The organism is Cryobacterium sp. PH31-L1, from assembly GCF_030063145.1.
Taxonomy (GTDB): domain Bacteria; phylum Actinomycetota; class Actinomycetes; order Actinomycetales; family Microbacteriaceae; genus Cryobacterium.
In genome coordinates this window covers 302,042-325,553 of the sequence record NZ_JASISM010000004.1, presented here as the reverse complement: position 1 = coordinate 325,553, position 23,512 = coordinate 302,042, and the positions used below count along the sequence as shown (strand labels likewise).

The 23,512-nt window shown below is 64.3% G+C and carries 25 protein-coding genes and 1 tRNA gene; 23 read left to right on the top strand and 3 right to left on the bottom strand.

Going from position 1 to position 23,512, the window contains the following annotated elements; all coding sequences use genetic code 11:
* Window positions 1-12 precede the first annotated feature (12 nt).
* Genes QMF22_RS10520 through ndk form a run of 3 tightly spaced genes read left to right on the top strand, consistent with a single transcriptional unit; the run spans window position 13 to window position 2,230 of the window.
* Window positions 13-1,383, top strand: coding sequence for a bifunctional folylpolyglutamate synthase/dihydrofolate synthase (locus QMF22_RS10520; RefSeq protein ID WP_283453445.1), 1,371 nt, complete (start codon window positions 13-15; stop codon window positions 1,381-1,383).
* The gene (locus tag QMF22_RS10515) at window positions 1,380-1,811 is read left to right on the top strand and encodes a DUF4233 domain-containing protein (RefSeq protein WP_283453286.1); all 432 of its coding nucleotides are present in this window, start codon (window positions 1,380-1,382) and stop codon (window positions 1,809-1,811) included. The genes QMF22_RS10520 and QMF22_RS10515 overlap by 4 nt, the downstream gene beginning before the upstream one ends.
* On the top strand, window positions 1,808-2,230 hold the full coding sequence (gene ndk / locus QMF22_RS10510; RefSeq protein ID WP_283453284.1) for a nucleoside-diphosphate kinase: 423 nt from the start codon (window positions 1,808-1,810) through the stop codon (window positions 2,228-2,230). The genes QMF22_RS10515 and ndk overlap by 4 nt, the downstream gene beginning before the upstream one ends.
* Window positions 2,231-2,289: 59 nt before the next feature.
* Here the strand turns inward: ndk and QMF22_RS10505 are convergent, their stop codons facing one another.
* A complete protein-coding gene (locus QMF22_RS10505; RefSeq protein ID WP_283453282.1) occupies window positions 2,290-2,889 on the bottom strand; it encodes a vitamin K epoxide reductase family protein in 600 nt (199 codons plus the stop codon).
* A 355-nt stretch (window positions 2,890-3,244) separates the two neighbouring features.
* On the opposite strand from QMF22_RS10505, the gene QMF22_RS10500 reads away from it, so the two are divergent.
* From QMF22_RS10500 to QMF22_RS10485, 4 genes are all read left to right on the top strand, one after another.
* Window positions 3,245-6,151: an Rne/Rng family ribonuclease gene (locus QMF22_RS10500; RefSeq protein ID WP_283453443.1), complete on the top strand. Its 2,907-nt coding sequence runs from the start codon at window positions 3,245-3,247 to the stop codon at window positions 6,149-6,151.
* A gap of 89 nt (window positions 6,152-6,240) precedes the next feature.
* Window positions 6,241-7,218: a permease gene (locus QMF22_RS10495; protein ID WP_283453280.1), complete on the top strand. Its 978-nt coding sequence runs from the start codon at window positions 6,241-6,243 to the stop codon at window positions 7,216-7,218.
* Entirely contained in the window at window positions 7,208-7,981 is a 774-nt protein-coding gene (locus tag QMF22_RS10490; protein ID WP_283453277.1) for a TIGR03943 family putative permease subunit, read from the top strand. The genes QMF22_RS10495 and QMF22_RS10490 overlap by 11 nt, the downstream gene beginning before the upstream one ends.
* Window positions 7,971-9,458, top strand: coding sequence for a hypothetical protein (locus QMF22_RS10485; RefSeq protein WP_283453275.1), 1,488 nt, complete (start codon window positions 7,971-7,973; stop codon window positions 9,456-9,458). The genes QMF22_RS10490 and QMF22_RS10485 overlap by 11 nt, the downstream gene beginning before the upstream one ends.
* Window positions 9,459-9,464: 6 nt before the next feature.
* Here the strand turns inward: QMF22_RS10485 and QMF22_RS10480 are convergent, their stop codons facing one another.
* Complete coding sequence (locus QMF22_RS10480) at window positions 9,465-9,737, bottom strand: DUF4031 domain-containing protein (RefSeq protein WP_283453273.1); 273 nt, start codon at window positions 9,735-9,737, stop codon at window positions 9,465-9,467.
* 248 nt (window positions 9,738-9,985) lie between these two features.
* On the opposite strand from QMF22_RS10480, the gene rplU reads away from it, so the two are divergent.
* The 14 genes from rplU to QMF22_RS10410 all read left to right on the top strand — a co-directional run bounded on the left by rplU (window position 9,986) and on the right by QMF22_RS10410 (window position 19,566).
* Window positions 9,986-10,294, top strand: coding sequence for a 50S ribosomal protein L21 (gene rplU, locus QMF22_RS10475; protein ID WP_104081810.1), 309 nt, complete (start codon window positions 9,986-9,988; stop codon window positions 10,292-10,294).
* An 18-nt stretch (window positions 10,295-10,312) separates the two neighbouring features.
* Window positions 10,313-10,570: a 50S ribosomal protein L27 gene (rpmA, locus tag QMF22_RS10470; RefSeq protein WP_283453270.1), complete on the top strand. Its 258-nt coding sequence runs from the start codon at window positions 10,313-10,315 to the stop codon at window positions 10,568-10,570.
* Window positions 10,571-10,727: 157 nt separating this feature from the next.
* Window positions 10,728-12,389, top strand: a complete 1,662-nt coding sequence (gene obgE, locus QMF22_RS10465) for a GTPase ObgE (RefSeq protein WP_283453268.1) — start codon at window positions 10,728-10,730, stop codon at window positions 12,387-12,389.
* Window positions 12,386-13,192 carry a glutamate 5-kinase gene (gene proB / locus QMF22_RS10460; protein ID WP_283453266.1) on the top strand — a complete coding sequence of 269 codons (807 nt, stop codon included), beginning with the start codon at window positions 12,386-12,388 and terminating at the stop codon, window positions 13,190-13,192. The genes obgE and proB (QMF22_RS10460) overlap by 4 nt, the downstream gene beginning before the upstream one ends.
* 154 nt (window positions 13,193-13,346) lie before the next feature.
* Window positions 13,347-14,153, top strand: a complete 807-nt coding sequence (gene proB, locus QMF22_RS10455; RefSeq protein WP_283453263.1) for a glutamate 5-kinase — start codon at window positions 13,347-13,349, stop codon at window positions 14,151-14,153.
* A 46-nt stretch (window positions 14,154-14,199) separates the two neighbouring features.
* Window positions 14,200-15,468, top strand: a complete 1,269-nt coding sequence (locus tag QMF22_RS10450) for a glutamate-5-semialdehyde dehydrogenase (RefSeq protein ID WP_283453261.1) — start codon at window positions 14,200-14,202, stop codon at window positions 15,466-15,468.
* Between the two features lie 131 nt (window positions 15,469-15,599).
* Window positions 15,600-15,815, top strand: a complete 216-nt coding sequence (locus tag QMF22_RS10445; protein WP_283453259.1) for a hypothetical protein — start codon at window positions 15,600-15,602, stop codon at window positions 15,813-15,815.
* A 15-nt stretch (window positions 15,816-15,830) separates the two neighbouring features.
* Window positions 15,831-16,424 (top strand): nicotinate-nucleotide adenylyltransferase, encoded by a 594-nt coding sequence (nadD, locus tag QMF22_RS10440; protein WP_283453257.1) that lies wholly within the window; start codon window positions 15,831-15,833, stop codon window positions 16,422-16,424.
* The gene (locus QMF22_RS10435; RefSeq protein ID WP_283453255.1) at window positions 16,421-17,539 is read left to right on the top strand and encodes a hypothetical protein; all 1,119 of its coding nucleotides are present in this window, start codon (window positions 16,421-16,423) and stop codon (window positions 17,537-17,539) included. Before nadD ends, QMF22_RS10435 begins: the two co-directional genes overlap by 4 nt.
* A 124-nt stretch (window positions 17,540-17,663) precedes the next feature.
* Window positions 17,664-18,077: a ribosome silencing factor gene (rsfS, locus tag QMF22_RS10430; RefSeq protein WP_283453253.1), complete on the top strand. Its 414-nt coding sequence runs from the start codon at window positions 17,664-17,666 to the stop codon at window positions 18,075-18,077.
* Window positions 18,078-18,150: 73 nt separating this feature from the next.
* Window positions 18,151-18,226: transfer RNA gene (locus QMF22_RS10425), tRNA-Ala, on the top strand.
* Between the two features lie 192 nt (window positions 18,227-18,418).
* Window positions 18,419-18,760 (top strand): histone-like nucleoid-structuring protein Lsr2, encoded by a 342-nt coding sequence (locus tag QMF22_RS10420; RefSeq protein ID WP_283453250.1) that lies wholly within the window; start codon window positions 18,419-18,421, stop codon window positions 18,758-18,760.
* 23 nt (window positions 18,761-18,783) lie between these two features.
* Window positions 18,784-19,179, top strand: coding sequence for a YchJ family protein (locus QMF22_RS10415; RefSeq protein ID WP_283453441.1), 396 nt, complete (start codon window positions 18,784-18,786; stop codon window positions 19,177-19,179).
* A 51-nt stretch (window positions 19,180-19,230) separates the two neighbouring features.
* A complete protein-coding gene (locus tag QMF22_RS10410) occupies window positions 19,231-19,566 on the top strand; it encodes a TIGR02611 family protein (RefSeq protein WP_283453248.1) in 336 nt (111 codons plus the stop codon).
* Between the two features lie 17 nt (window positions 19,567-19,583).
* Here the strand turns inward: QMF22_RS10410 and QMF22_RS10405 are convergent, their stop codons facing one another.
* Window positions 19,584-19,964 carry a hypothetical protein gene (locus QMF22_RS10405; protein WP_283453245.1) on the bottom strand — a complete coding sequence of 127 codons (381 nt, stop codon included), beginning with the start codon at window positions 19,962-19,964 and terminating at the stop codon, window positions 19,584-19,586.
* A gap of 179 nt (window positions 19,965-20,143) precedes the next feature.
* On the opposite strand from QMF22_RS10405, the gene QMF22_RS10400 reads away from it, so the two are divergent.
* Together QMF22_RS10400 and glgX are read left to right on the top strand one after the other, a co-directional pair.
* Window positions 20,144-21,178 carry an LLM class flavin-dependent oxidoreductase gene (locus tag QMF22_RS10400; protein ID WP_283453243.1) on the top strand — a complete coding sequence of 345 codons (1,035 nt, stop codon included), beginning with the start codon at window positions 20,144-20,146 and terminating at the stop codon, window positions 21,176-21,178.
* 143 nt (window positions 21,179-21,321) lie between these two features.
* The gene (gene glgX / locus QMF22_RS10395; RefSeq protein ID WP_283453242.1) at window positions 21,322-23,508 is read left to right on the top strand and encodes a glycogen debranching protein GlgX; all 2,187 of its coding nucleotides are present in this window, start codon (window positions 21,322-21,324) and stop codon (window positions 23,506-23,508) included.
* The last annotated feature ends 4 nt before the right edge of the window (window positions 23,509-23,512 follow it).

Below are 23,512 nucleotides of genomic sequence, written 5' to 3'. Positions count from 1 at the left end.
GACGAGGAGCCGATGAACCAGCCGGCCCCGCTGGATGCCTTCCGCGAGGCCGGCGACGCCGTCTTTGCCGAACTGCTGCAGCGGGTGGGGGAGGCCCAGCCGCAACCGCGCCTGGCGCCCACCCGCCGTGCCCTCGACTTTCTCGGCGACCCGCAGAGCTCGTACCCGATCATTCATGTGGCCGGCACCAACGGCAAAACCAGCACGAGCCGCCTGGTGGAAAGCATCGTGCGAGCCTACGGCCTGCGCACCGGCCTGCTCACCAGCCCGCACCTGGTGCGACTGAACGAGCGCATCGTCATTGACGGCGAACCGATCAGCGACCAGATCCTCGCCGCGAACTGGGCCGACATCAAGCCCTACCTGCAACTCGTTGACACAGAACTCGAAGCTGCCGGGGACGTCCCGCTGACCTTCTTTGAAGCGCTCACCGTGCTGGCCTTCGCCTGCTTCGCCGACGCGCCGGTCGATGTGGCCGTGATCGAGGTCGGCATGGGCGGTGAGTGGGATTCCACCAACGTCGCCGACGGCCAGGTCGCAGTGTTCACCCCGATCGCGCTCGACCACACGCTTCGCCTCGGTAACACCGTCGCCGAGATCGCCCGCACCAAGAGCGGCATCATCAAGCCGACGGCATCCGTTGTTTCCGCGGCGCAAAGCGCCGACGTGCGGGCCGAGCTGGATCGTGCGGCAGAACTCAATGAATCGACCCTGGCCCACGAGAACGACGGTTTCGAACTGCTCTCCAGCACCGTCGCCGTTGGCGGCCAGGTTATCTCGGTGCGCGGTCTGGCCGGCACCTACACCGAATTGTTCCTGCCCCTCTACGGCACCCATCAGGCGCAGAACGCCGCGGTGGCCATAGCTGCCGTCGAATCGTTCCTCGGCGCCGGCAGCCAGGCCCTGGCCGCTGACCTGCTCGCCGAGGGGCTCGCCACGGCGACCTCGCCCGGCCGCCTGCAGCTCGTCGGTATCGAACCGACGGTGCTCGTGGATGCCGCGCACAACCCGCACGGGGCCACGGCACTCGCCGCCGCCCTCGAGGCCTACTTCGACTTCGACGAGATCGTGGTGGTCGTCGGCATCCTCGCCGACAAGGACGCCGAGGGCATCGTCGCGGCCCTCGCGCCGCAGGTCGACCGCTTCTACGTGACCGAGCCGCACTCGGAGCGTGCGGTACGAATGGACGACCTGGCCGACAACATCGCCGAGTGGACCAGCGATGAGGTCACCTTCCGCTTCGATGATCTGGCCGCAGCGCTGGACAGCGCCCGTGAGTGGGCCGCCGAGGCACCCAAACGTGCCGTGCTGGTCACCGGATCGATCGTGCTCGTCGGCGAAGCGATCACGATCGCCGCCGCCGGTGAGTGGATGGAGAAGTGAGCCTCGCTACCGACGGCGGTGACGAGTCTGGCGCAGGTCGGTCTCGCCGGTCGTCGGGGCCGCGCTCGGTGAAACGGTCGCTCGCCACGATTTTGCTCGGCTTCGAGACGATCGTCGTCTTTCTCGGAGCCGTGGTCACCCTGGGGCTCGTGTCGGTGGCGACGGAGCCGACACCGGTCTCGCCGCTGGCCGTCATCATCGGCGGCGTATTGCTCGTTGCGGCCTTGGTCGGCCTGATCGGACTGCTCCGCTACAGCTGGTCCTACCCGATCGGCTGGGCGCTGCAGGCGACCATCATCGCCACCGGTTTCGTGACCCCGGCCATGTTTTTTGTCGGCGCGCTCTTTGCAGCCATGTGGACCTACTGCATGATCACCGGCTCTCGAATAGATCACACGAATCCAGATCAACCCAAGGAGATTGCATGAACACCCCGATCGAAGAAACCCTCGTCCTGGTCAAGCCCGACGGCGTTGCCCGCAACCTGACCGGCGAAATTCTGCGCCGCATCGAGGCCAAGGGATACTCCCTGGTCGACATGAAGCTGGTGGAACCCGACCGCTCGCTCCTTGCCGCGCACTACGCAGAGCACGAGGGTAAGCCCTTCTACGAACCGCTCGTCGAATTCATGGAAAGCGGCCCCATCGTCGCCTTCCGCATCGCCGGCAACCGCGTTATCGAGGGCTTCCGCGCCCTGGCCGGTACCACCGACCCGACAACCGCAGCTCCCGGCACCATCCGCGGTGACCTCGGTCGTGACTGGGGTTCGAAGGTTCAGCAGAACCTCGTGCACGGCTCCGATTCGCCCGAATCGGCCGCCCGGGAACTCGCTCTCTGGTTCGACTGACCAGAATGCCACGAACGGCCCCGTCTCGATTTCGAGGCGGGGCCGTTCTGATTGTGCGACTAGAGGCGGTTGAGCACGTCCATGTTGACCTGCGCCACGATGAAGAACACGATGTAGCAGACGATCGTGATGACGAAGATCCAGGAATACGCGGCCCCGGCGAACCGGCGAACGGATGCCCCACCCGGCAGGTTGCCGACCTTGAAGTTGTACAGGGTCACTGCCAGGAAAGCCGGAATCGTCACCGCCCAGGTCACCATGCACCACGGGCACAGCACGTCGAGCACAAAAATGCTCTGGCCGATCAGCCAGATCACGAATGTGATCGCGGCGACCATGCCGATGTTGAGTCCCACCCAGAACCAGCGGGCGAACCGGGCCCCGGCCAGAATGGCCATGCCGATCGTGATGACGACACTCCAGGCGGCGAGTCCGATCAGCGGGTTCGGAAAGCCGAGAACGGCACCCTGCGGCGAGGAGAGATTGGTCGCGCAGCCGATGAGAACGCTGAAGCTGCAACTCAGTTGCGCGTTGGGATCCTCGAGCAGGTGGATCTTGTCGAGCGTGAGGGCGAAGGCCGCCGCAAACGCGATGAACCCAGCGATGATCAGGAAAAAAGCTAGGCCGGCTGGACGCTGATAACGCTCTGTGGTTGGCACTCTTGTGATTATGCCACCCACGCGGCGTGGCTTTGTGCGATTACATGCGATAATCGTTCGTAGTCGTTGAGCCGCGCTCAAGCAGACGCCACAGAGCTTAATAAGTCTTTATGAGTACAGAGCTTAATGAGTACAGAGCTTGCCTGGGCAACAGTCGCCCAGAATTAGGGTCCCACGATCCGACGTATTTGCAGCCAGAGCACAGTCCCCGAGCACAGTTTCGACCAACACCGGGGGGCAAAGCCGGTTGCCGCAGTAAAAAATTCGCGGGGTTTTCACGAAGGTGACAACCTCGCACGAGAGAGTAACCGGTGGGTGGCGCGGTCATCCACAGCGGTCAAGGAGCGCACCAGTGATGGTGGAAGACAACGAAAACAAGAAACGCAAGAGCCTGTTTGGCACTCGCAAATCAACCCGGAAGGCGCCGGTCGCCCGGTCGACCGCCGCCCCAGCGGCCGAGGTACCCGCAACGCCGGTCGTCGCCGATCCAGAGCCCGCCAAGATCACCATCGCGGAGTACAACAACGTCACCGGAGCGCAGCAGATGACCGACATCACGCCCGATCCCGCCGCCGATGACAAGCCGTCAGTACCCGTGCGCCCGTCGTTCTCCCTGCTGTTCCAGGCGCCGGAGATCCTGCCGATGCCGGCGCGCACCGGCATCCGCTCGTCACAGCAGTTGCATGAAAGCGATGACGACGACGAAGAAGAGGCGACGACGGTTCGTCGTCGTGCTCGTCGCCGCACCGGCGACGAGAACCGCTCAGGCATGGATGACCCGGCCAACACCGTCGTCAAGGTGCGTGCACCGCGCGAACCCGAACTCATCACGGAACCCCAGCGCATCAAGGGATCCACACGGCTCGAGGCAAAGAAGCAGCGTCGCCGTGACGGTCGCGATGCCGGACGTCGCCGCCCGGTCATTACCGAGGCCGAGTTTCTTGCCCGCCGCGAGTCCGTCGACCGTCTCATGGTCGTGCGCGCCAAGCACAACAAGATCCAGATCGGCGTCCTCGAAGACGGCGTGCTGGTCGAGCACTACGTGGCCAAGAATCAGGACGCCTCGCTCATCGGCAACGTCTACCTCGGCCGGGTGCAGAACGTGCTCCCGAGCATGGAAGCGGCGTTCGTCGACATCGGACGCGGCCGCAATGCCGTGCTCTACTCCGGTGAGGTCGACTGGGACGCCGCCGCCGAGAACTCTGGCAGCAGCAACCAGGCCCGCCGCATCGAGCTGGCCCTCAAGCCCGGCGACAAGGTACTCGTGCAGGTGACCAAGGATCCGATCGGTCACAAGGGCGCCCGCCTCACCAGCCAGGTGTCACTGCCTGGCCGTTACCTCGTCTACGTGCCCAACGGTTCGATGAACGGCATCAGCCGCAAGCTGCCAGACACCGAGCGGGCCCGCCTGAAGAAGATCCTCAAGGAGGTTCTGCCCGACAACGTGGGCGTCATCGTGCGCACCGCCGCCGAGGGCGCCACCGACGAGCAGCTCACCGTCGACGTCAACCGATTGCGCGAACAGTGGGCGCACATCGCCGATCAGGTCGAGTCCGCTCAGGCCCCAGCCGAACTGCACAGCGAGCCCGATCTGCTGGTCAAGATCGTGCGCGACGTGTTCAACGAGGATTTCCAGCGAATGGTCGTGGCCGGTCCCGACGTGCGCGCCACGATTGAGAGCTATCTCAGTCAGGTCGCTCCCGACCTGCTCGAGCGCGTCGAAACCTTCGAGGGCGAGGTCGACGCGTTCGACGAGTTCCGCATCTCGGAGCAGATCGAGAAGGCTCTCGACCGCAAGGTCTGGCTGCCGTCCGGCGGATCCCTCGTGATCGACCGCACCGAGGCCATGACCGTCGTCGACGTCAACACCGGCAAGTTCGTCGGCAGCGGCGGCAATCTCGAGGAGACCGTCACCAAGAACAACCTCGAAGCGGCCGAAGAGATCGTGCGCCAGCTGCGTCTGCGCGATATCGGTGGCATCATCGTGGTCGACTTCATCGATATGGTGCTCGAATCGAACCGCGACCTCGTGTCGCGTCGCCTGATCGAGTGCCTCAGCCGAGACCGCACCAAGCACCAGGTGGCTGAGGTCACCTCGCTCGGACTCGTGCAGATGACCCGCAAGAAGCTCGGCCTCGGCCTGCTGGAGTCGTTCAGCGAAAACTGTGAGGCGTGCGCCGGTCGCGGTATCATCGTGCACCACGACCCGGTGATCAAGCACCGGCAGACCGCGCAGCCGCCGCAGGAGCGCCGACCGCGCGCCAAGGCCGGCAGTTCCGCCACTAATAACAGTGGCGGCAGCAACGCCTCCAGCACTGGCGGCTCCGGCGGCAACCGGGACAACGGGCACAGCTCGGGTCAGCGCGACACTGCTTTTGACGCGCCGAAGAGCGGCCAGGGTACCCACGGCATCACCGAGGACGCCAAGCATGCCCTCGCACTGATCGCCGCCCGAACCATCACCCGCACCGGCTCAATTGCGATCATTCCGGCCGACGCCCCAGCAGCGGATGCTGACGTGGCGACCGCCGCGCCGGTCGCCACGGACCCGGCCAACACGGACCCGGCCAACACGGATTCGGCCAAAGCGGATTCGGCCAGTACCGAGCACGCCAGCACCGAACACGCTGCGATCGAACGGGCCCAGACCGAGCAGACCGCGACCGAACCGGCAGCCGTCGAGCAGACTGAGCCGGCCACTACCGAGCGTCCACGCGGTCGCCAGTCGCGTTCGCGCGGGCAGAACGGGCGCACTCAGCAGTCTCGGTCCGAACAGGCCCGCGCCCGCCAGGCCAGCACGGAACTGGCCAACACGGAGCAGGCGACCACGGAGCCGGCCGTCACCGTGCAGGCCGAGCCAGCGGCATCCGCTGCCCCGGTCAGCGAGCCGGCGGTTGTGACAAAGACAGTGGATGCCGCACCCCGCACCCGCGGCGGCCGCAGCACTCTCGCGGCCGGAGCGCCGGCCGTTTCAGCGCCGGTCGTGCAGACACCTGTGCCCGACGGGTCGGAGTCGGTCGATATTCTCAACATTCCGGTGAAGAAGTCGACGCGCACCACCCGGCGTCCCAGTAAGCAGGTCACCGACCAGCTCCTCGACTCGGTGCTCGACTCGCTGCCCGAACCGAAACTGCCCGGCCAGGGACGCGCGCGGAGCCGTCGTGTGACGACCGCCGGCGGTTCGACCGGCCAGGCCATTTTGACCGCGACCGGTTCGGCCGCCTCCGCGTCGACGCCTAGCCAGCCGCCACACGGCGACTAGGCCCCGGATAGAAGACAGACGGTAACGAAATCGGCGGGCAGCCCTCTCTGCTGCGGCGATGGCCTCTCGGCCTCACCGCAGGGGTGTTGGTGGTGCTCGCCGTTTTCGCTGTGCGCGCCCTGTCGCCCGCCTTCGTCGACGACCAGCTGAGCGGTTTCGAACTGCCCGACCGGGTGCAGGACACCCTGACCCTGGCGATCAGCGTCATCATCGAGTCGGTGCCGTTCGTTTTTCTGGGCATTCTGCTCTCTGCCGTCGTGCAGGTCTGGCTGCCGCACGGCGTTCTCGCCCGGCACCTGCCACGGAACCCGATCCTGCGGCGCGCATCGATCTCGCTGCTGGGCATGTTCTTCCCGGTCTGCGAGTGCGGCAACGTGCCGCTCGCTCGCGGATTCATGGTGGGCGGGTTCACCGTCTCCGAATCGGTCACGTTTCTGCTCGCCGCTCCAATTTTGAACCCGATCACCATCATCACCACGCACCAGGCCTTCGGGTGGGACGGCCACATCCTGGTGGCGCGCCTGGTCGGCGGATTTGTCATCGCCAACGTGGTCGGCTGGCTCTTCAGCAAACACCCCGACCCGCAGAGCCTCCTGACGACCAGATTCGCGGCGGCCTGCGCCGTCGGCTCCACGACCGGGCACGATCACGCGCACGCCCGGGAGAGCCGGTTCAGCCAGACCACCGAGATTTTCATTCGCGAGACCTCTGTCATCATGCCGGCCCTGTTCATCGGTTCCGCTGTGGCCGCCCTCACCCAGGTCTTCGTGCCCCGGTCGGTTCTCCTGGCGCTCGGCAGCAACCCGGTCTGGTCGGTGCTCGCCATGATGGCCCTGGCCTTCATCGTGGCGGTCTGCTCCAACGTCGACGCCTTCTTTGTGCTGTCGTTCGGCAGTACCTTTCTGCCCGGCGGAATCGTGGCGTTCCTGGTGTTCGGCGCCCTGATCGACGTCAAGATGCTCGCCCTGATGCGCACGACCTTCACCAGCCGAACCCTCGTGCAGATCACTGTCGTGGTGGGGCTGATGAGTGCCGCCCTCGGATTGCTGGTGAATTATGTTGCCTGACCGAAAGTTGTCCGGGGCTCTCCGGTATTGGGCCGAGCGCTGGCAGGGCGTGCTGCTCAGCCTCGTGGTCGTCGTCGCGACCCTGTGGCTGGCCTTCAGCGGCCAGCTCGGGCTATATATTCACCCCCGCTATTTCGTCTTCACCATCGCCATGGCCGTCATCGGGCTCGTGCTCGTTGGCGCCGGGTTTGCCCGTCGCCGCGGTTTCGAGGTTGAACGCACCGGCCGGGTCGCCACAACGCTGACCGGGGTCGGAGTCGCGCTGCTGGTGATCATGGGCGTCGCCATGGTCATCATTCCGCCGACCACTCTGACCAGCGCCACCGCGACCCAGCGCGAGGTGAACTCCGGCGGGCTCGGCACCGACGACGACGCCGAGCAGGCCGCTGCACTCATCGGCACCGGCGACTTCGAACAGCTCAGCGTGCGGGAGTGGGTCTCCCTGCTGGCGCAGTCGTCCGATCCAGCGTTCTACGCCGACAAGACCGCGCAGGTGATCGGGTTCGTCACGCCCGATGCCAAGGACCCAGAGAATGTGTTCTACGTGGCCCGATTCGTGGTCACCTGCTGCGCCGTCGACGCCCAGCCGATCGGAGTTCCGGTGTATCTTCCGGGCTGGCAGGCCGAGTACGAGATCGATGACTGGGTGCAGGTGACCGGCCGGTTCGACCCGAGCGTGAGCGCAGCGGCCACCGACCCACTCGCGATCACCCCCGTCGAGATTCTCCCCGTCGACCAGCCGAATGATCCCTATGTCTACTGACCTCCCGACCGATCTGCTCACCGGGCAACCGTTCCGACCGCGGTCGATGCGTCCGTTCCGCCGCACCCTCTGGATACTCGTGGGCGGCCTGGTCGCGGCCTGCCTCGCCCTCGTCGCCGTCAATCTGCTGACCGGCCCCCGGCTGACGAATGTCGACGTCGACCGTGCCGCCGTGGTCGCCTCGTCAAACTCGCGCCTGGTGCTCGAGACAAACCGTCAACTGGTCGAGGTCACGTCCGAGCAGGTCAGTATCGAACCCGCCGCTGCCTCTCAGGTGACCACGAGCACAAATTCTGTCGTCATCTCCTTTCCGCAGCCGCTCGCCTACAACACCGACTACGCCGTTTCCGTGCGGGGGATCACCGGCACGACCGTTGACCGAGAATCGACCGTCAGTGCAGCCTTCAGCACGAGCGAACCCTCGATGTACTATCTCAGTCGCGCGGCGTCGGCCGCCGAAGCGGGCACCCGCGGCACCGACCGCATTCTGCGTACCACGATTGGCAGGGCTGACACCGAGGTCGCTTTCGAGTCGGCGAACATCCAGCAGTTCGTGCCGATGGGTAGCGAACTCGCCGTGGTCACGGTCAATCCCGATCTGGCCAACGCGCTTTTTCGTGTCGACGCCGACGGTACCGCCGAAGCTCTCAACCTGCCCGGTGTCGGCCTTGTACAGGATCTGCAGGCCGCGCCCGGCCAGTCCCTGCTCGGTTTTCGTTTCACCAGCGCAGCGGATGCCGCTGGCCCACACTACGAGAACGTGCTGTTCGTGCTCGACCTGCGCACCAACAATGCCACTGCGGTCCCCGGTCTCGACGGCGACCCGCTCCAGGTCACGACCTGGGGTTTCATGGCCGGTCGCGCGGACATCGTTGCACAGCAATACGATTCGAACCTGGTGCTGATCAATCCGCTGGACCAGTCCGGCGGCAATCCGCTCGAGATTGAACCCCAATTCGACCCACCGGTTCCGCTCGGGCAATTCGCGGACCTCACCGCGTTCGCGCCCGACGGCGTGCGCATCGCCGTCTCTGACCGCGACGGCCAGTACGTGCTCGACCTGTCCCAGGGCACCGAGTCCGCCATCGTGCCGCAGAGCGTGGAAGGCACCACCCAATACACGGCCGAGCTGCGCTTCCTCGCCGGGGGAGCCGGCACGGATTCCGTCAGTTACGTGCAGCGCGTCGCCGAGTTTGACGCCGCCACCGGCTCGGTGAGGCAGCATCTCTCGCTGGTGCAGGGTGGCCAGACGCGCAGGGTATATACGCCGGTATCCGCTAACGAAACTATCGTCGGTTTCGAGCTCTCGCCGAACGACCAGTACTTGGCCGTGCAGATCGTGCCGAACCGGGAGACCGAGCTCTCTGACGGATACCCGGTCAATGCTCAGGCAACGGATGCAACGACCCTGTTCGTGAACGTGGCCACCGGCGCGGTGCGACGCAGCGTGCTCGGCTTCGACGCCACCTGGCAGTAGCCGAGGCTACAGCCCGCGCCGCTCACGGGCGGTCACGCGCAGCCCGCTGGAGCGCAGCCGCACGATCATCTCCCGAAAGCTCACCGGCACGGCCCCGCCGGCCACCAGGTCCGCGTAGCGGGCTTCAGGCACGTCGTAGTGATCGAGGTCGAAACCGCGCCGGGGAATACCGGCGGCGGCGGCGAAAGCGTGTAATTCGTCGAGATTCGAGTCGCTCACGAGGTGTGCCCACACCGTTCCGTGCGCCGGCCAGCTAGGCTCGTCGATAAGTATTGCCATGATCGAAGTCTACGAGCCGCACTGTGTTTCAGATGTGGTTCGGACACGCCGTGCCGTTGGTTTGACCACGGGTAACGGATCAGGTAAAGTCAACCCTTGGTGTGCGTTAGAAAAATAAACGCGAATACCAAGGTTTTCTGAGTGCGCTGGGCCAACCGGTTCGCGTACTGCAGTGAATACAGCAGTCAAGTCAGAGCAGTGAGTTTCCAAAATTGGAGCCTCAGGCTCCCCAGAGATTGGTACGTAAAGTGGTTTACGCAGTTGTGCGCGCCGGAGGGCGGCAGGAGAAGGTAGAGGTCGGTACCATCGTGACGATGGACCGAATCAAGGCTGATAAGGACGGCAACGTCGAGCTGGCCGCCGTGCTCCTCGTCGACGGCGACAAGATCACCTCTGACTCTACGTCGCTGGCCAAGATCAAGGTCACCGCCGAGGTTCTGAACAACCTTCGCGGTCCGAAGATCGTCATCCAGAAGTTCAAGAACAAGACCGGGTACAAGAAGCGTCAGGGGCACCGTCAGGAGCTCACTCGCGTTCAGGTTACCGGCATCGCCTAGGCCTGAGGAGATAGACAGATGGCACACAAAAAAGGTGCGAGTTCCACTCGCAACGGTCGTGACTCGAACGCTCAGCGCCTCGGCGTGAAGCGCTTCGGCGGTCAGGTTGTCGGCGCGGGCGAGATCATCGTTCGTCAGCGCGGCACGCACTTCCACCCCGGCGTCAACGTCGGCCGTGGCGGCGACGACACGCTCTTCGCCCTCGAGGCCGGCTCCGTGCAGTTCGGTGCTAGGGGTGGCCGCAAGGTCATCAATATCGTGGTTGCAGCCGAGTAGGTTTCCACCACACAGTATTTCGAACACAACGTCAGGGCGGGCTTCGGTCCGCCCTGACGTGTTTGTTCAGCAGTTTCTGTAGCACATCGTTCCACGCACGGGTTTCATAGCACCTTCGTTTTGAAGCATTTCTTGCGCCACCTGAAAGGGGCACTCCATGGCCACATTCGTTGACCACGTGACGCTGCATTTACGAGCGGGCAATGGAGGAAACGGATGCGTTTCGGTCAAGCGCGAGAAGTTCAAACCTCTCGCCGGTCCCGACGGCGGTAACGGCGGCAGCGGCGGAGACCTCGTGCTCGTGGCCGATCCCAGCACGACCACCCTGCTCGGCTTCCACCGGTCCCCGCACCGCAGCTCCGACAACGGCGGCCCCGGCATGGGCGACCATCGCAATGGCCACAACGGCGAGATGCGTGAGCTCCTGGTTCCCATCGGCACCGTGGTCAAGGATATCGAGGGCAACCAGCTCCTCGACATGGACGAACCAGGCCTGCGCCTCATCGTCGCGCCCGGCGGTCAGGGTGGGCTCGGCAACGCCGCCCTCGCCTCGACCAAACGCAAGGCCCCCGGCTTTGCCCTGCTCGGCACACTCGGCTGGGAAGGCGACGTCTACCTCGAGCTCAAGACCGTGGCGGATGTCGCGCTCGTCGGGTACCCCTCAGCTGGCAAGTCCAGCCTGATCGCCGCCATGAGTGCGGCTCGGCCCAAGATCGCCGACTACCCCTTCACCACGCTGCACCCCAACCTCGGCGTCGTCGAATCGGGCGAGTCGCGCTACACCATCGCCGACGTACCCGGCCTCATCGAGGGCGCGAGTGAGGGCAAGGGGCTCGGCCTCGAGTTCCTGCGCCACGTTGAACGCTGCACCGCCCTGCTCCACGTGCTGGACTGCGCCACCCTCGAGCCCGGCCGAGACCCGATCAGTGACCTCGACGTCATTCTCGGTGAACTCGACGCCTACCCGGTTCCCGACGGCCAGAAGCCGCTGCTGCAGCGCTCCCAGCTCATCGCCCTGAACAAGGTCGACGTGCCTGAAGGCCGCGAACTGGCCGCCTTTGTCAAGGCCGACCTCGAAGCCCGCGGCTACCGCGTGTTCGAAATCTCCAGCGTCACCCACGAGGGCCTCAAGCAACTCAACTACGCCCTCGCCGAGGTCGTCGAACAGGGCCGCGCCGAGGCTGCCGCAGCCGAAGCGAAGAAGCCGCGCATCATCATTCGCCCCAAGGCCGTTGACGAGGGCGGCTTCGTAATCAAGGTCGAGGGCGGCACTTTCGGCAACATCTACCGCATCCTCGGCACCAAGCCGGAACGCTGGATTCAGCAGACCGACTTCACCAACGACGAGGCCGTCGGATTCCTCGCCGACCGACTCGCCAAACTCGGTATCGAGAATGAGTTGTACAAGTCGGGGGCCATCGCCGGTTCGACGGTCATCATCGGCCCGGGCCACGGTGTCGTCTTTGACTGGGAGCCAACGCTCACCTCCACCGCCGAACTCATCACCGCACCCCGCGGAACCGACGCCCGCCTCGACGAGCCCAAACGTCGCACCAGCAACGAGCGCCGCGAAGAGTACTTCGGCCGAATGGACGCCAAGTCCTCCGCCCGCGCCGAACTCATTCGTGAGCGCGAGGCTGGCATGTGGCAGACCGGCGAAGAGGAACACAATGAAGACGTTCGCCTCGCCGACGTGGAATTGAATTTCTCCACGCCGACCGACGCCGCCGAGCTCGAAACCGAGCCGGACAACGGCATCGAAACGGATGTTGACTCCGACGACACTGAGACAGACCCAACGGAAGAAGTACAGAAGTGAGTGGCTTAGCCAGAGACAACGTAGCGGGCGCGAAACGCGTCGTGGTGAAGGTTGGGTCCTCATCGATCAGCGGTGAGAACTCCGACCAGATCACGCCACTCGTCGACGCCTTGGCCGAGGCCTACGGTCGCGGCACCGAAGTAGTGCTGATCTCTTCGGGCGCAGTCGCCACAGGGATGCCGTTCCTCCACCTCGACGAACGACCCAGCGATGTCGCCACCCAGCAGGCCGCCGCCGCCGTCGGGCAGAACGTGCTCATCTTTCGTTATCAGGAAAGCCTCGACCGTTACGGCATCGCGGCCGGCACCGTCCTGCTAACCGAGGGCGACGCCCTCAAAGAGCCGCACCGCAGCAACACCCGGCGTGCACTGGAACGACTGCTCGACCTGCGCATTCTGCCAGTCGTCAACGAAAACGACACCGTGGCCGTCTACGGCCTGCGGTTCGGCAGCAACGACCGCCTCGCCGCCCTGGTCGCAACGCTCATCCAGGCCGACCTGCTGATCATGCTCAGCGACGTCGACGCGCTCTACACCAAGCCGCCGCACCTGCCCGGCGCTGAGAAGCTCGACTTCATCGCAGCAGACGACCCGCTCGACGAATTTGAGTTCAGCTCGAGCGGAGCCACCGGAGTGGGCACAGGGGGAGCAAGCACCAAGGTCGTCGCCGCCCGCCTCGCCACCAAGGCCGGCACCGCCGTTCTGGTCACCTCGACCGAACTGGCCGCGGCCGCCCTGCGCGGCGAGCACGTCGGCACCTGGTTCGAGCCGGCGGCCAGCGAAGAGCGTCGCGCGCTGCTCTGACCGGGCCGGCGCACCAGCTGCGCTAAGCTGCCGGTGGTCGCACGGCGCGTCCATTCTTCTTGCCGGAGGGCCAGATTCATGTGGGGTTGCACGTCCTATTCGGGGTCAGTATGAATGGCTTCAACGTTAATGTAGCCAACCGAAATATCACCCGATGAGGGCGCACTCGCAGGCGGTTGTTCGTTCGGCCGCACGCATCGTGGTCAAGGTGGGCTCCTCGTCGATCAGTGGCGAAAACTCCGGGCAGATCGCGCCCCTCGTCGATGCCCTGGCCGAAGCGCACGCCCGGGGCACCGAGGTGGTCCTGGTGTCGTCCGGTGCCATTGCCATCGGCATGCCCTACCTCCAGCTGCAGGAACGGCCTACCGACCTGGCCACCCAGCAGGCGGCGGCGTCCGTTGGTCAGAATCTGTTGATCTTCCGGTACCAGGACAGCCTCGACCGTTACGACATCGTGGCCGGTCAGGTGTTGCTCACGGCGAGTGACCTCGACAACTCCACCCATCGCGGCAACGCCCAACGCGCGATGGAACGCCTGATGGCGCTGCGTATTCTTCCGATCGTCAACGAGAATGACACCGTAGCCACCCACGAGATTCGATTCGGCGACAACGATCGGCTGGCGGCGCTCGTTGCCACCCTGATTGGCGCCGATCTGCTCGTGCTCCTCAGCGATGTGGACGCCCTGTACACGTGCCCGCCTGACCTGCCCGGGGCCGAGCGCATCAGCCACGTGGCATCCGGTGACCCGTTGCTCGGGATGGAATTCGGCGCAACGGCGGTCAACGGGGTCGGTACGGGGGGAGCGAGCACCAAGGTGACGGCGGCGCGTATCGCCGCTCAGGCCGGAACCGCCGTGCTGGTCACGGCGACCGGGCTGGTGGCCGAGGCGCTGCGCGGTGAACCGGTGGGAACCTGGTTCGAACCGGCTCCGGCACCGTCAGCACTGCGCATTTCCTGAGAGCGGAGAATAGTCTCTGGGGGCGGCCTCCCGTAAACTGGGGGGTATGTTGCAGTCTCTGAACGACGTAGCCCAGCTCACGCCCACCCTCGAGGCCGCTCGCACCGCCTCCCTGTCGCTTGCTTCAGCGTCGACAGAGCTAAAGAACAAAGCGCTGAAAATGGTCGCGCAGTCCCTGCGCGACCACGCCACACAGATCGTGACGGCCAACCAAGCCGACCTCGCTGCCGGCGCCACCAACGGTCTCAGTGCCGGCTTACTCGATCGGCTCAAGCTCGACGCGCCGCGCATTTTGGCCCTCGCCGACTCCGTCGACCAGATCGCGCTGCTCACCGACCCGGTCGGCCAGGTCGTGCGCGGCAGCAGCCTGCCCAACGGCATCAAGATCAGTCAGGTGCGCGTTCCCTTCGGCGTCATCGGCGTCATCTACGAAGCTCGCCCCAACGTCACCGTCGACTTGGCCGCCCTCGCCCTGAAGAGCGGCAACGCCGTCGTGCTCCGTGGCGGTTCAGCCGCCGAGAACAGCAACCGAATACTCATCGACCTGGTGCAGTCGGCCATCACGGACGCCGGACTCAACCCCGATTCGGTACAGACCATCGATCCCTTCGGCCGGGCCGGCGCCACCGAGCTCATGAAGGCTCGCGGGTACGTCGACGTACTCATTCCCCGTGGCAGCGCCAACCTCATCCAGACCGTGGTTCGTGAGTCCCAGGTGCCGGTCATCGAGACCGGTGCCGGAGTGGTGCACGTCTTCCTCGATGAGACGGCCACCAAGCAGTGGGCGATCGATATCGTGCACAACTCCAAGACGCACCGTCCGAGCGTTTGCAATGCTCTGGAAACCCTGCTTGTGCACCGCAGCGCTGCTGAACGCCTGCTTCCCGATGTGTTGGACAAGCTCACGGCCTCCGGCGTCACCGTCCACGCGGATGCCCGCACCCGCGCGCTCTATCCGTCCGCCGTCCCGGCCACCGACGACGACTGGGGTACCGAGTACATGAGCCTCGACATTTCGGTGGCGATTGTCGACTCCCTCGATGAGGCTATGGACCACATTCGTCGCTATTCCACCGGGCACACCGAGTCGATCATCACCAACGACCTGCAGAACGCTGAGCGCTTTCTGAACGAGGTCGATTCGGCCTCGGTTATGGTCAACACCTCCACCCGGTTCACCGACGGCGGAGAATTCGGATTCGGTGCCGAGGTGGGTATCTCCACCCAGAAGCTGCACGCTCGTGGGCCGATGGGTTTGCCAGAGCTGACCAGCACAAAGTGGATCGTGCGCGGCACCGGCCAGGTACGCGCGTAGGTTCACACTCGGGTGCCGGTCAAGCGCGCCGGTCAAGCTAGAATGAGGCGACGGCGTGAGCCGTCAGGCGCGCGACTCGTCGCAGCCAACTGGGGCCGCGCCCGACTGCGCGGCGCGTGAATGGAGAACCGATGTCTTTTGTGAGTGCCGTGCTGACCGAGGTCGAGCACATCGCCTTGCCGTTGCCGCTTATCGTGTACCCGATGGTAGCCGCAGTGTTGTTCCTGGCCCTCGGCGTCGTGCTGTGGAGCTTTCGTGATGTATCCAACCGCCACAGCGGCAAGGCTGACGCCTACGCCGCCGCGCACGGCGGACATGGTGGTACCACCGGCACCGGTGGCCACTAGAAGCCTGATTTTAACGTGACAGTTCGTCGCCCGCGCATCGGCGTGATGGGCGGAACGTTCGACCCCATCCACCATGGGCACCTCGTCGCCGCCAGTGAGGTCGCGCAGAGTTTTGACCTCGACGAGGTTGTCTTCGTGCCCACCGGGCAGCCGTGGCAGAAAAGCGGCGTCACCCGTGGCGAACATCGCTACCTGATGACCGTGATTGCGACAGCGTCCAATCCGCGGTTCACCGTGAGCAGAGTGGATATCGACCGAGTCGGCCCGACTTACACCATTGACACGCTGCGAGATCTGCACGAAGAACGCCCGGATGCCGAATTGTTCTTCATCACCGGAGCGGATGCGATCACGCAGATTCTCGGCTGGAAAGACGTCCGCGAACTCTGGCAGCTGGCACATTTCGTCGCTGTGAGTCGCCCGGGCCATGAGCTGAGCGTCTCGGGATTACCGAACCAAGACGTAAGCTTGTTGGAAGTTCCGGCACTGGCTATTTCGTCCACTGACTGCCGGGCACGGGTTAATCGGGGATTCCCGGTCTGGTACCTGGTCCCCGACGGGGTTGTCCAGTACATCTCAAAGCATCATCTGTATCGGAGTGTGGCATGACGTCGGGAGACCCTCAGCCGCTCAGCCGACGTCAGGCGCGCGAACGTGCGCGTGAACAGGGTGACGAAGCCGCCACTGCCAACGACGCAATCCCGACCCTCGACATTCCGGTGCTGACCCCGGCCGCGCTTCGCCCGGCATCGTTTGCTTCATCGGCACAGACCCCGACATCACGGCGAACGAGCCGGCACCACACGGCTCCCGATCCGCAGGAGTCTCAGGACACTGTGAATCTGATTCCCACCCCGGGTGCAGCCGAGCCCGACCGATCGGCTCCGGCGGCGCACACCCTGAGTCGTCGGGAATTGCGCGCACTACACGCACGTGAAGACGAGGAACAGGCTCTCAATACTGGCGACTTCGGGGCCGCCGCCGGCGCGCCCACAGACGCCGAGCCGGTGGACGCCGAGCCGGTTGACGCCGAGCCGGTCGACGCCGAGCCGGTCGACGCCGAGCCGGTCGACGCCGAGCTGGTCGAGGCGGAGCTGATCGAGCCCGTGGCGACCACGCCGGTCGCCGTCGACCCGGTCGAACCCGAGCAGATGTACGCCGAGCCGATCGTGGCCGAGCCGATCGAGTCCGCGGATCCGACCATCACTGACAAGACCGGATGGACACCGCCGATCGGACACTGGTCGGTCGATGCGGATGCCCCGCGAGTCGAAGTCTCGCAGCCCGACCAGTCGCTCGACGAACTGATCAATCGCGGTATCGGTGCCGGCGGTATTCCCACGACCACGAACGCTCTCATTCTGCCCTCGATTCCTCACCAGCCCAGCAGCGTGAATCCCATTTCCAATACGGGTGAGATCATGATCACCGGTTCGTTCGACCTGCCGCGCAGTCTCGGCTCGACCGGCGCTCACCCGAATCTGTTCGATTCGTCCGAGATGGACCACATGATGGACCAACTCGACGCCGATCAGCTAGGCGGCGACTCGGCCCCGGTCAGTGCCAGCCGCGCCGTGAGTACGCACGCGTCGACGCGGGGTATGTTGACCCCGCCCCGGAAGCAGCGTGCCTCCCTGCCGATGATTCTGGTCATCGCGACAGCCGCGCTGGCCGTCAGCGTTCTGGCACTCTTCGTGATCGGCTACCTGTCGGGCGCGTACTAGTGGCCGCAGTTTCCCGCCTTACTCCCTCCTCTTTCGCAAGCCCGTTTGGCCTGCCTTCCTTTGTTCCCCCCATCATCGCCACAAGCGCATTCACGCCTTCCGGCACAATCTCAAGGATTCATTCATGACCACGTCACCCCACGCCCTCGAGCTGCTCAGCATCGCCGTCGCCGCCGCCGACTCCAAGGGAGGCGAAGATCTCGTTGCCCTCGACGTTTCCAACCCGCTTCCCCTCGCCGATATCTTTTTCATCGTCACGGGGCGCTCGGAGCGCAACGTTGTAGCCATTGCCGGCGAGATTGAGGACAAGCTCATCGAGGCCGGCCACAAGCCGCTGCGTCGTGAGGGACGTGCTGCCGGCCGCTGGGTGCTCGTAGACTTCGGGGACCTGGTCGTGCACGTCTTTCACGAGGAAGAGCGCCAGTATTATTCCCTGGAGCGCCTGTGGAAGGACTGTCCCGTCATTCCCACCGGGATTCCGGCCAAAGTGACCTCAGATGAAGCTGACGATGAGGCTTCTGACGAGGTCGCGGAGTAGCTTCGGTTTCGCAGATCCCAATCTGTGTTGTAAGCTAACAAAGTTGTTTCGGAGCAATTCGAGACAACAATCTGGGTCCGTGGCGCAGCTGGTAGCGCACCTGCATGGCATGCAGGGGGTCAGGGGTTCGAATCCCCTCGGATCCACCAAATATGAAATAGCCCCGACATCGTCGGGGCTATTTTTTTGTGATCCGCATCGTACAAGTTGTGAATCCAAAAGAAATACCGCGTGGCGGGTATCGGAAAAAGAGATGGGCAGCCATAATTCGTTAGTGGTTATCGCCACAGGCGAATGTATCCATCCCGAATGTATTCGACACCTCATTGGAGAATCTCAGAATGAAGAAGACCACGGTTCAGCTGATGGATGACCTCGACGGCACCGTTATCGAAAATGGCTCAGGAGCAACTGTGTCCTTTGCCTTCGAGGGTGAATCGTACGAGATTGATCTGTCCACCGAAAACCTCGCTGAATTTCGCGCCGCGATCAAGCCATACACGAATGTCTCCCGACGCGTTGGCTATGTGCCCGCCAAGCCACGCGGCACCAGTTCGGCCGGTTCAAACCGGGCCGAGCTTCAGGCCATACGTGCCTGGGCTGCCGCCAACGGCGTCGCCGTCTCCGACCGCGGACGCATCGCCGGCACCGTGCGCGAGGCCTACGCCCAGGCGCAGTCCTAGCAGAGCCCGATCAGACCATCACGCTGGATCCACGGTGTCCCTGCCTCAGTGGGGACACCTATTCCGCCTGCTGTGGCCGCTTTCACAGCGGTACCGCTGTACCGCCAACGGCCGAATGGCTCATGCGGTCCCGGTATAGCGCTTTCTGCCGAGGTGACGCGCAGTATCTCCTGCACACCTGGCATCCGCTGACCCGACCGCAATCAGTCGAACTCGACTCGGCGATATCCTGGCGGCGGCTCGATATCGTGCGCACAGAACGCGGCGGCCTATTTGATAGAGAAGGCGTCGTGGAATTTACAGCGCACTATCGCGAAGACGGCATAGCGGGCCAGCAGAATGAGGTGAGTCGCTTTCTCAAGGTTGACCGCCAATGGTATTACCTCGATGCTGATCCAGACAGCCTGAACTTCACATAGCCACTTCCAGGCGGGCGGCCACCTCCCAGAAATCTGGCTTAGATTTGGAAGATGTCTGAGCATCTCTCCCGCGATATCGCCGGTGGCAGTGACCCGCGGTATCCGGTGCGGCGGGCCCTGCGACGAGCTCGTGCGTGGGTTGACGGGCACCCCTATCTACTCTTCGCCTATCGCCTCGGGGTCGGGCTGTTCGGCACGGTGATTGTTGTTATCGGCATAATTCTGATTCCCCTGCCAGGACCGGGGTGGGTGATCGTTTTCTTGGGACTCGCCGTGCTCGGAACGGAATTCGCTTCAGCGCGTCGGCTCGGCGGATTCCTCAAGCGGATTGTCATGCGGGTCTGGGCTTGGTGGCGTTCGCGTTGCGACCGTCCGGTGGCCGGCTGATCTGACCGCCGGCGCGCTCAGCGAGCGGTCAGAAAGAGCGCGGCCAGCAGCGCGATGTAGACGATGACGAAAATCGCCGGCGTGACGAATCGCACGACATTGACCCAGGGCGCCATGGTCACGATGCTCCGAGTGAGAGCGGTTGGCGTCTCCAGGCCACGCAGGTCGGTAATGACGGCGAGACCTTCATTGGCTGCGGCAATCTGGGCCAAAGCTCCGAAAATGCCCGAGGCCAGCAGGATGCCCGCCGCGGCGATGCGCACGGAGAGCTCTGTCGCTCCGAGGCCCAGGGCGAGAAAGCCCACGATGGCCGTGAGCAGGAAGGTCGGCGCGGCCTGGGACGCGATGATGTGTCCGCGGGCTTTCACCCAGGCAGTGATGAGCTCGGATTCGGTCATGGCTGGCTCCATTCTTCGGGTGCCGCACGGCACCTGGTTCTATTCTGGCCGCTCCGGCAGATCGCACGGTTCTTTCAACCGTGCGAGTCTGGGTGAAACGGAATAACAGCGGCCGGGCCGAGGTTCAACCGGTGTATGCATGTGCATAGAAAAGACTCGTTCTGAGAGGCTGTACCCGCGTGACGAACAAACTTGAACTGGGACTCGATACCTTCGGCGACGTTACCTTCGACGCCGACGGGCGGCCGCTGGCTCAGCCACAGGTGCTGCGCAACGTCGTGGCCGAAGCCGTGCTGGCCGACCAGGTCGGCCTGGATTTCTTCGGCATCGGCGAACACCACCGCGCCGATTTCGCCGTTTCAGCACCCGAAGTGGTGCTCGCCGCGATCGCCGGCCAGACCAGCCGGATTCGACTGGGCTCAGCCGTGACCGTACTCAGCTCCGACGACCCGGTCCGGGTCTACCAGCGCTTCGCCACGCTCGACGCGGTGTCGGGCGGGCGCGCGGAGGTCATCCTCGGGCGCGGTTCGTTCACCGAATCCTTTCCGCTGTTCGGCCTGGACCTCGGTGACTATGAGCACTTGTTCGAGGAGAAGCTCGAATTGTTCACCGAACTACTCAAGGAACAGCCGGTGACCTGGACCGGCCAGACCCGGGCAGCCCTGAACGACCAGACCGTGTTTCCTCCGACCGAGTCCGGATCGATCAAGACCTGGATCGGTGTGGGCGGCAGCCCTGAGTCGGTCATTCGCGCCGCGCACTACGGTCTGCCGCTCATGCTCGCCATCATCGGCGGTGCGCCGCTCGCCTTCGCGCCTCTCGTCGACCTCTACCACCGCGCCCTGGCGCAGTTCGAGAAGCCCACGCTGCCGATCGGTGAGCACTCGCCCGGCTATATCGCCGAGACGGATGCTCAGGCTCGCGACGAAATGTGGCCGCACTACGAGGCGATGCAGAACCGCATCGGTCGGGAACGCGGCTGGGGCCCGGCCACTCGGGAACGCTTCGAGCAGGATGCTGGCCCCAACGGCGCCGTGTTCGTGGGTTCACCCGAGACCGTGGCCACGAAGATCGCCACGGTGGTGCAGGGCCTGGGGCTCAGCCGGTTCGACCTGAAGTACAGCATCGGCACGCTCCCACATGAGAAATTGATGAACAGCATCGAGCTCTTTGGTACCCGGGTCGCACCTCTCGTGCGCGAACAACTCGGCTAAGCCTGCCCGGAGCGGCTCGGATGACCGGATATGTCGGCGGATGCCTGTAGCGTATTCTCCAAGCGTGATTCGGTCATCCGTCGGCGCTGTCTTGTCGCCTCTGTCGCACCTGACCGTGTCCCATCTTCATCCCGAGGAGTCTCATGGAAACCTGGCCCGGAACCGCCTACCCCCTTGGCGCTACGTTCGACGGGAGCGGTACCAACTTTGCCCTGTTCAGCGAAGCCGCTCAACGTGTCGAGCTGTGTCTCATCGACGAAGACGGGGGTGAGACGCGGGTCGACGTGCGGGAATCATCCGCTTTTATCTGGCACTGCTACCTGCCGCTCGTGCAGCCCGGGCAACGCTACGGGTATCGGGTGTACGGCGCCTACAACCCGGCGGCCGGTAGCCGAGCCAATCCGAACAAGCTGCTGCTTGATCCGTACGCCAAGGCCACCACCGGGGCCATCGACTGGGACCCGTCGTTGTTTTCCTACGATTTCGACGATCCGGACTCGCCCAACGACGAGGACTCCGCCTCGCATATGATGCTCGGCGTTGTCGTGAACCCGTTCTTCGACTGGACCGGCGACCGGTCCCTCCGCACGCCGTACAGCGAGTCTTTCATCTACGAAGCACACGTGAAGGGGCTCACCAAACTGCAGGAGTCCGTGCCAGAGACCCAGCGCGGCACCTACGCGGGCCTGGCGCATCCGTCGGTGATCGACCACCTGCAAAAACTCGGTGTGACCGCCATCGAGCTGATGCCGGTGCACCAGTTCGTCAACGACGGCACCCTCGTGGAGCAGGGACTGGGCAACTATTGGGGCTACAACACGATCGGATTCTTCGCGCCGCACAACGCCTATTCCTCCACCGGTGACCTCGGCCAGCAGGTGCAGGAATTCAAGGGAATGGTGCGCAGCCTGCACGCCGCGGGCATCGAGGTCATTCTCGACGTGGTGTACAACCACACCGCCGAGGGCAACCACATGGGTCCGACCCTGTCGTTCAAAGGCATCGACAACGAGGCCTACTACCGCCTGATGGACGACGACAAGCGCTACTACATGGACTACACCGGGACCGGCAACACCCTTAACGTGCGGCACCCGCACGTGCTGCAGCTCATCATGGACTCGCTGCGTTATTGGGTGCTTGAGATGCACGTCGACGGCTTTCGGTTCGACTTGGCCAGCGCGCTGGCCCGGGACCTCTACGAGGTCGACAAGCTCTCCACCTTCTTCGAGCTCGTGCAGCAAGACCCGATCGTCTCCCAGGTCAAGCTCATCGCCGAGCCGTGGGACGTCGGCCCCGGCGGCTACCAGGTCGGCAATTTTCCCTCCCAGTGGTCGGAATGGAACGGCAAGTACCGCGATACCGTGCGTGATTTCTGGCGGGGGGAGCCATCCACTCTCGGCGAATTCGCCTCCCGCGTCGCCGGATCAGCCGACTTGTACGAGCACTCCGGGCGCCGGCCGATGGCGTCGATCAACTTCGTCACCGCGCACGACGGCTTCACCATCGCCGATCTCGTGTCGTACAACGAGAAGCACAACGACGCCAACGGCGAAGACAACAAAGACGGCGAGTCGCACAACCGCTCCTGGAACTCGGGCGTCGAAGGTCCCAGTGATGATCCGAAGATTCGTGGGTTGCGCGCGCGGCAGGCACGCAACTTCATCGCGACGCTGCTTTTGTCGCAGGGGGTTCCGATGCTGTTGCACGGTGATGAGCTGGGCCGAACCCAGCAGGGTAACAACAACACCTACGCGCAGGATTCCGAGCTGACCTGGGTGCACTGGGACGAAGCGGATGTGCCGCTGATCGAATTCACGGCGGCCGTTTCCCGCCTCCGCCGCGAGCACCCCACGTTTCGGCGCAGTCGCTTCTTCGACGGTCGCCCCGGCAAGCGGGTCGCGGGCGAATCGCTGCCCGATATCGTGTGGCTCAACACCGATGGTGAACCGATGGCGTCGGAAGACTGGGACGAAAACCTCGCCCGAACGGTCGCCAAATTTCTCAACGGCAACGGAATCCGTGAGCGAGACGTGCGCGGTCAGGAGGTCACCGACGACAACTTTCTGCTGTTGTTCAACGCCGACGCCGAAGACGTAGAATTCAAGCTGCCGGCCGACGAATATGCCCCGGCCTGGGAAATTGTGGTCGACACCGCCGGTGAGGGGGCCGATTCCATCGCACGTCCGGCCGGAGCCATCCAGACCGTGGCCGGTCGCTCCCTCGTGGTGCTGCGCGCGTATCACGAACCCGAAGTTGCACCGGATCACTCCGTCGCCGCGTCACTGGCCGGTGCCACCGGTTTGATCACCCTGCCGGGCCACAGCTGAGGGC

Excerpts from the sequence above, each read along its gene's own strand:
- QMF22_RS10520 (WP_283453445.1), top strand. The coding sequence starts at position 13 with ATGAACCAGCCGGCCCCGCTGGATGCCTTCCGCGAGGCCGGCGACGCC.
- ndk (WP_283453284.1), top strand. The coding sequence starts at position 1,808 with ATGAACACCCCGATCGAAGAAACCCTCGTCCTGGTCAAGCCCGACGGC.
- QMF22_RS10500 (WP_283453443.1), top strand. The coding sequence starts at position 3,245 with ATGGTGGAAGACAACGAAAACAAGAAACGCAAGAGCCTGTTTGGCACT.
- QMF22_RS10490 (WP_283453277.1), top strand. The coding sequence starts at position 7,208 with ATGTTGCCTGACCGAAAGTTGTCCGGGGCTCTCCGGTATTGGGCCGAG.
- QMF22_RS10485 (WP_283453275.1), top strand. The coding sequence starts at position 7,971 with ATGTCTACTGACCTCCCGACCGATCTGCTCACCGGGCAACCGTTCCGA.
- QMF22_RS10480 (WP_283453273.1), bottom strand. The coding sequence starts at position 9,737 with ATGGCAATACTTATCGACGAGCCTAGCTGGCCGGCGCACGGAACGGTG.
- rpmA (WP_283453270.1), top strand. The coding sequence starts at position 10,313 with ATGGCACACAAAAAAGGTGCGAGTTCCACTCGCAACGGTCGTGACTCG.
- obgE (WP_283453268.1), top strand. The coding sequence starts at position 10,728 with ATGGCCACATTCGTTGACCACGTGACGCTGCATTTACGAGCGGGCAAT.
- proB (WP_283453263.1), top strand. The coding sequence starts at position 13,347 with ATGAGGGCGCACTCGCAGGCGGTTGTTCGTTCGGCCGCACGCATCGTG.
- QMF22_RS10450 (WP_283453261.1), top strand. The coding sequence starts at position 14,200 with ATGTTGCAGTCTCTGAACGACGTAGCCCAGCTCACGCCCACCCTCGAG.
- QMF22_RS10445 (WP_283453259.1), top strand. The coding sequence starts at position 15,600 with ATGTCTTTTGTGAGTGCCGTGCTGACCGAGGTCGAGCACATCGCCTTG.
- QMF22_RS10435 (WP_283453255.1), top strand. The coding sequence starts at position 16,421 with ATGACGTCGGGAGACCCTCAGCCGCTCAGCCGACGTCAGGCGCGCGAA.
- rsfS (WP_283453253.1), top strand. The coding sequence starts at position 17,664 with ATGACCACGTCACCCCACGCCCTCGAGCTGCTCAGCATCGCCGTCGCC.
- QMF22_RS10420 (WP_283453250.1), top strand. The coding sequence starts at position 18,419 with ATGAAGAAGACCACGGTTCAGCTGATGGATGACCTCGACGGCACCGTT.
- QMF22_RS10410 (WP_283453248.1), top strand. The coding sequence starts at position 19,231 with ATGTCTGAGCATCTCTCCCGCGATATCGCCGGTGGCAGTGACCCGCGG.
- QMF22_RS10405 (WP_283453245.1), bottom strand. The coding sequence starts at position 19,964 with ATGACCGAATCCGAGCTCATCACTGCCTGGGTGAAAGCCCGCGGACAC.
- glgX (WP_283453242.1), top strand. The coding sequence starts at position 21,322 with ATGGAAACCTGGCCCGGAACCGCCTACCCCCTTGGCGCTACGTTCGAC.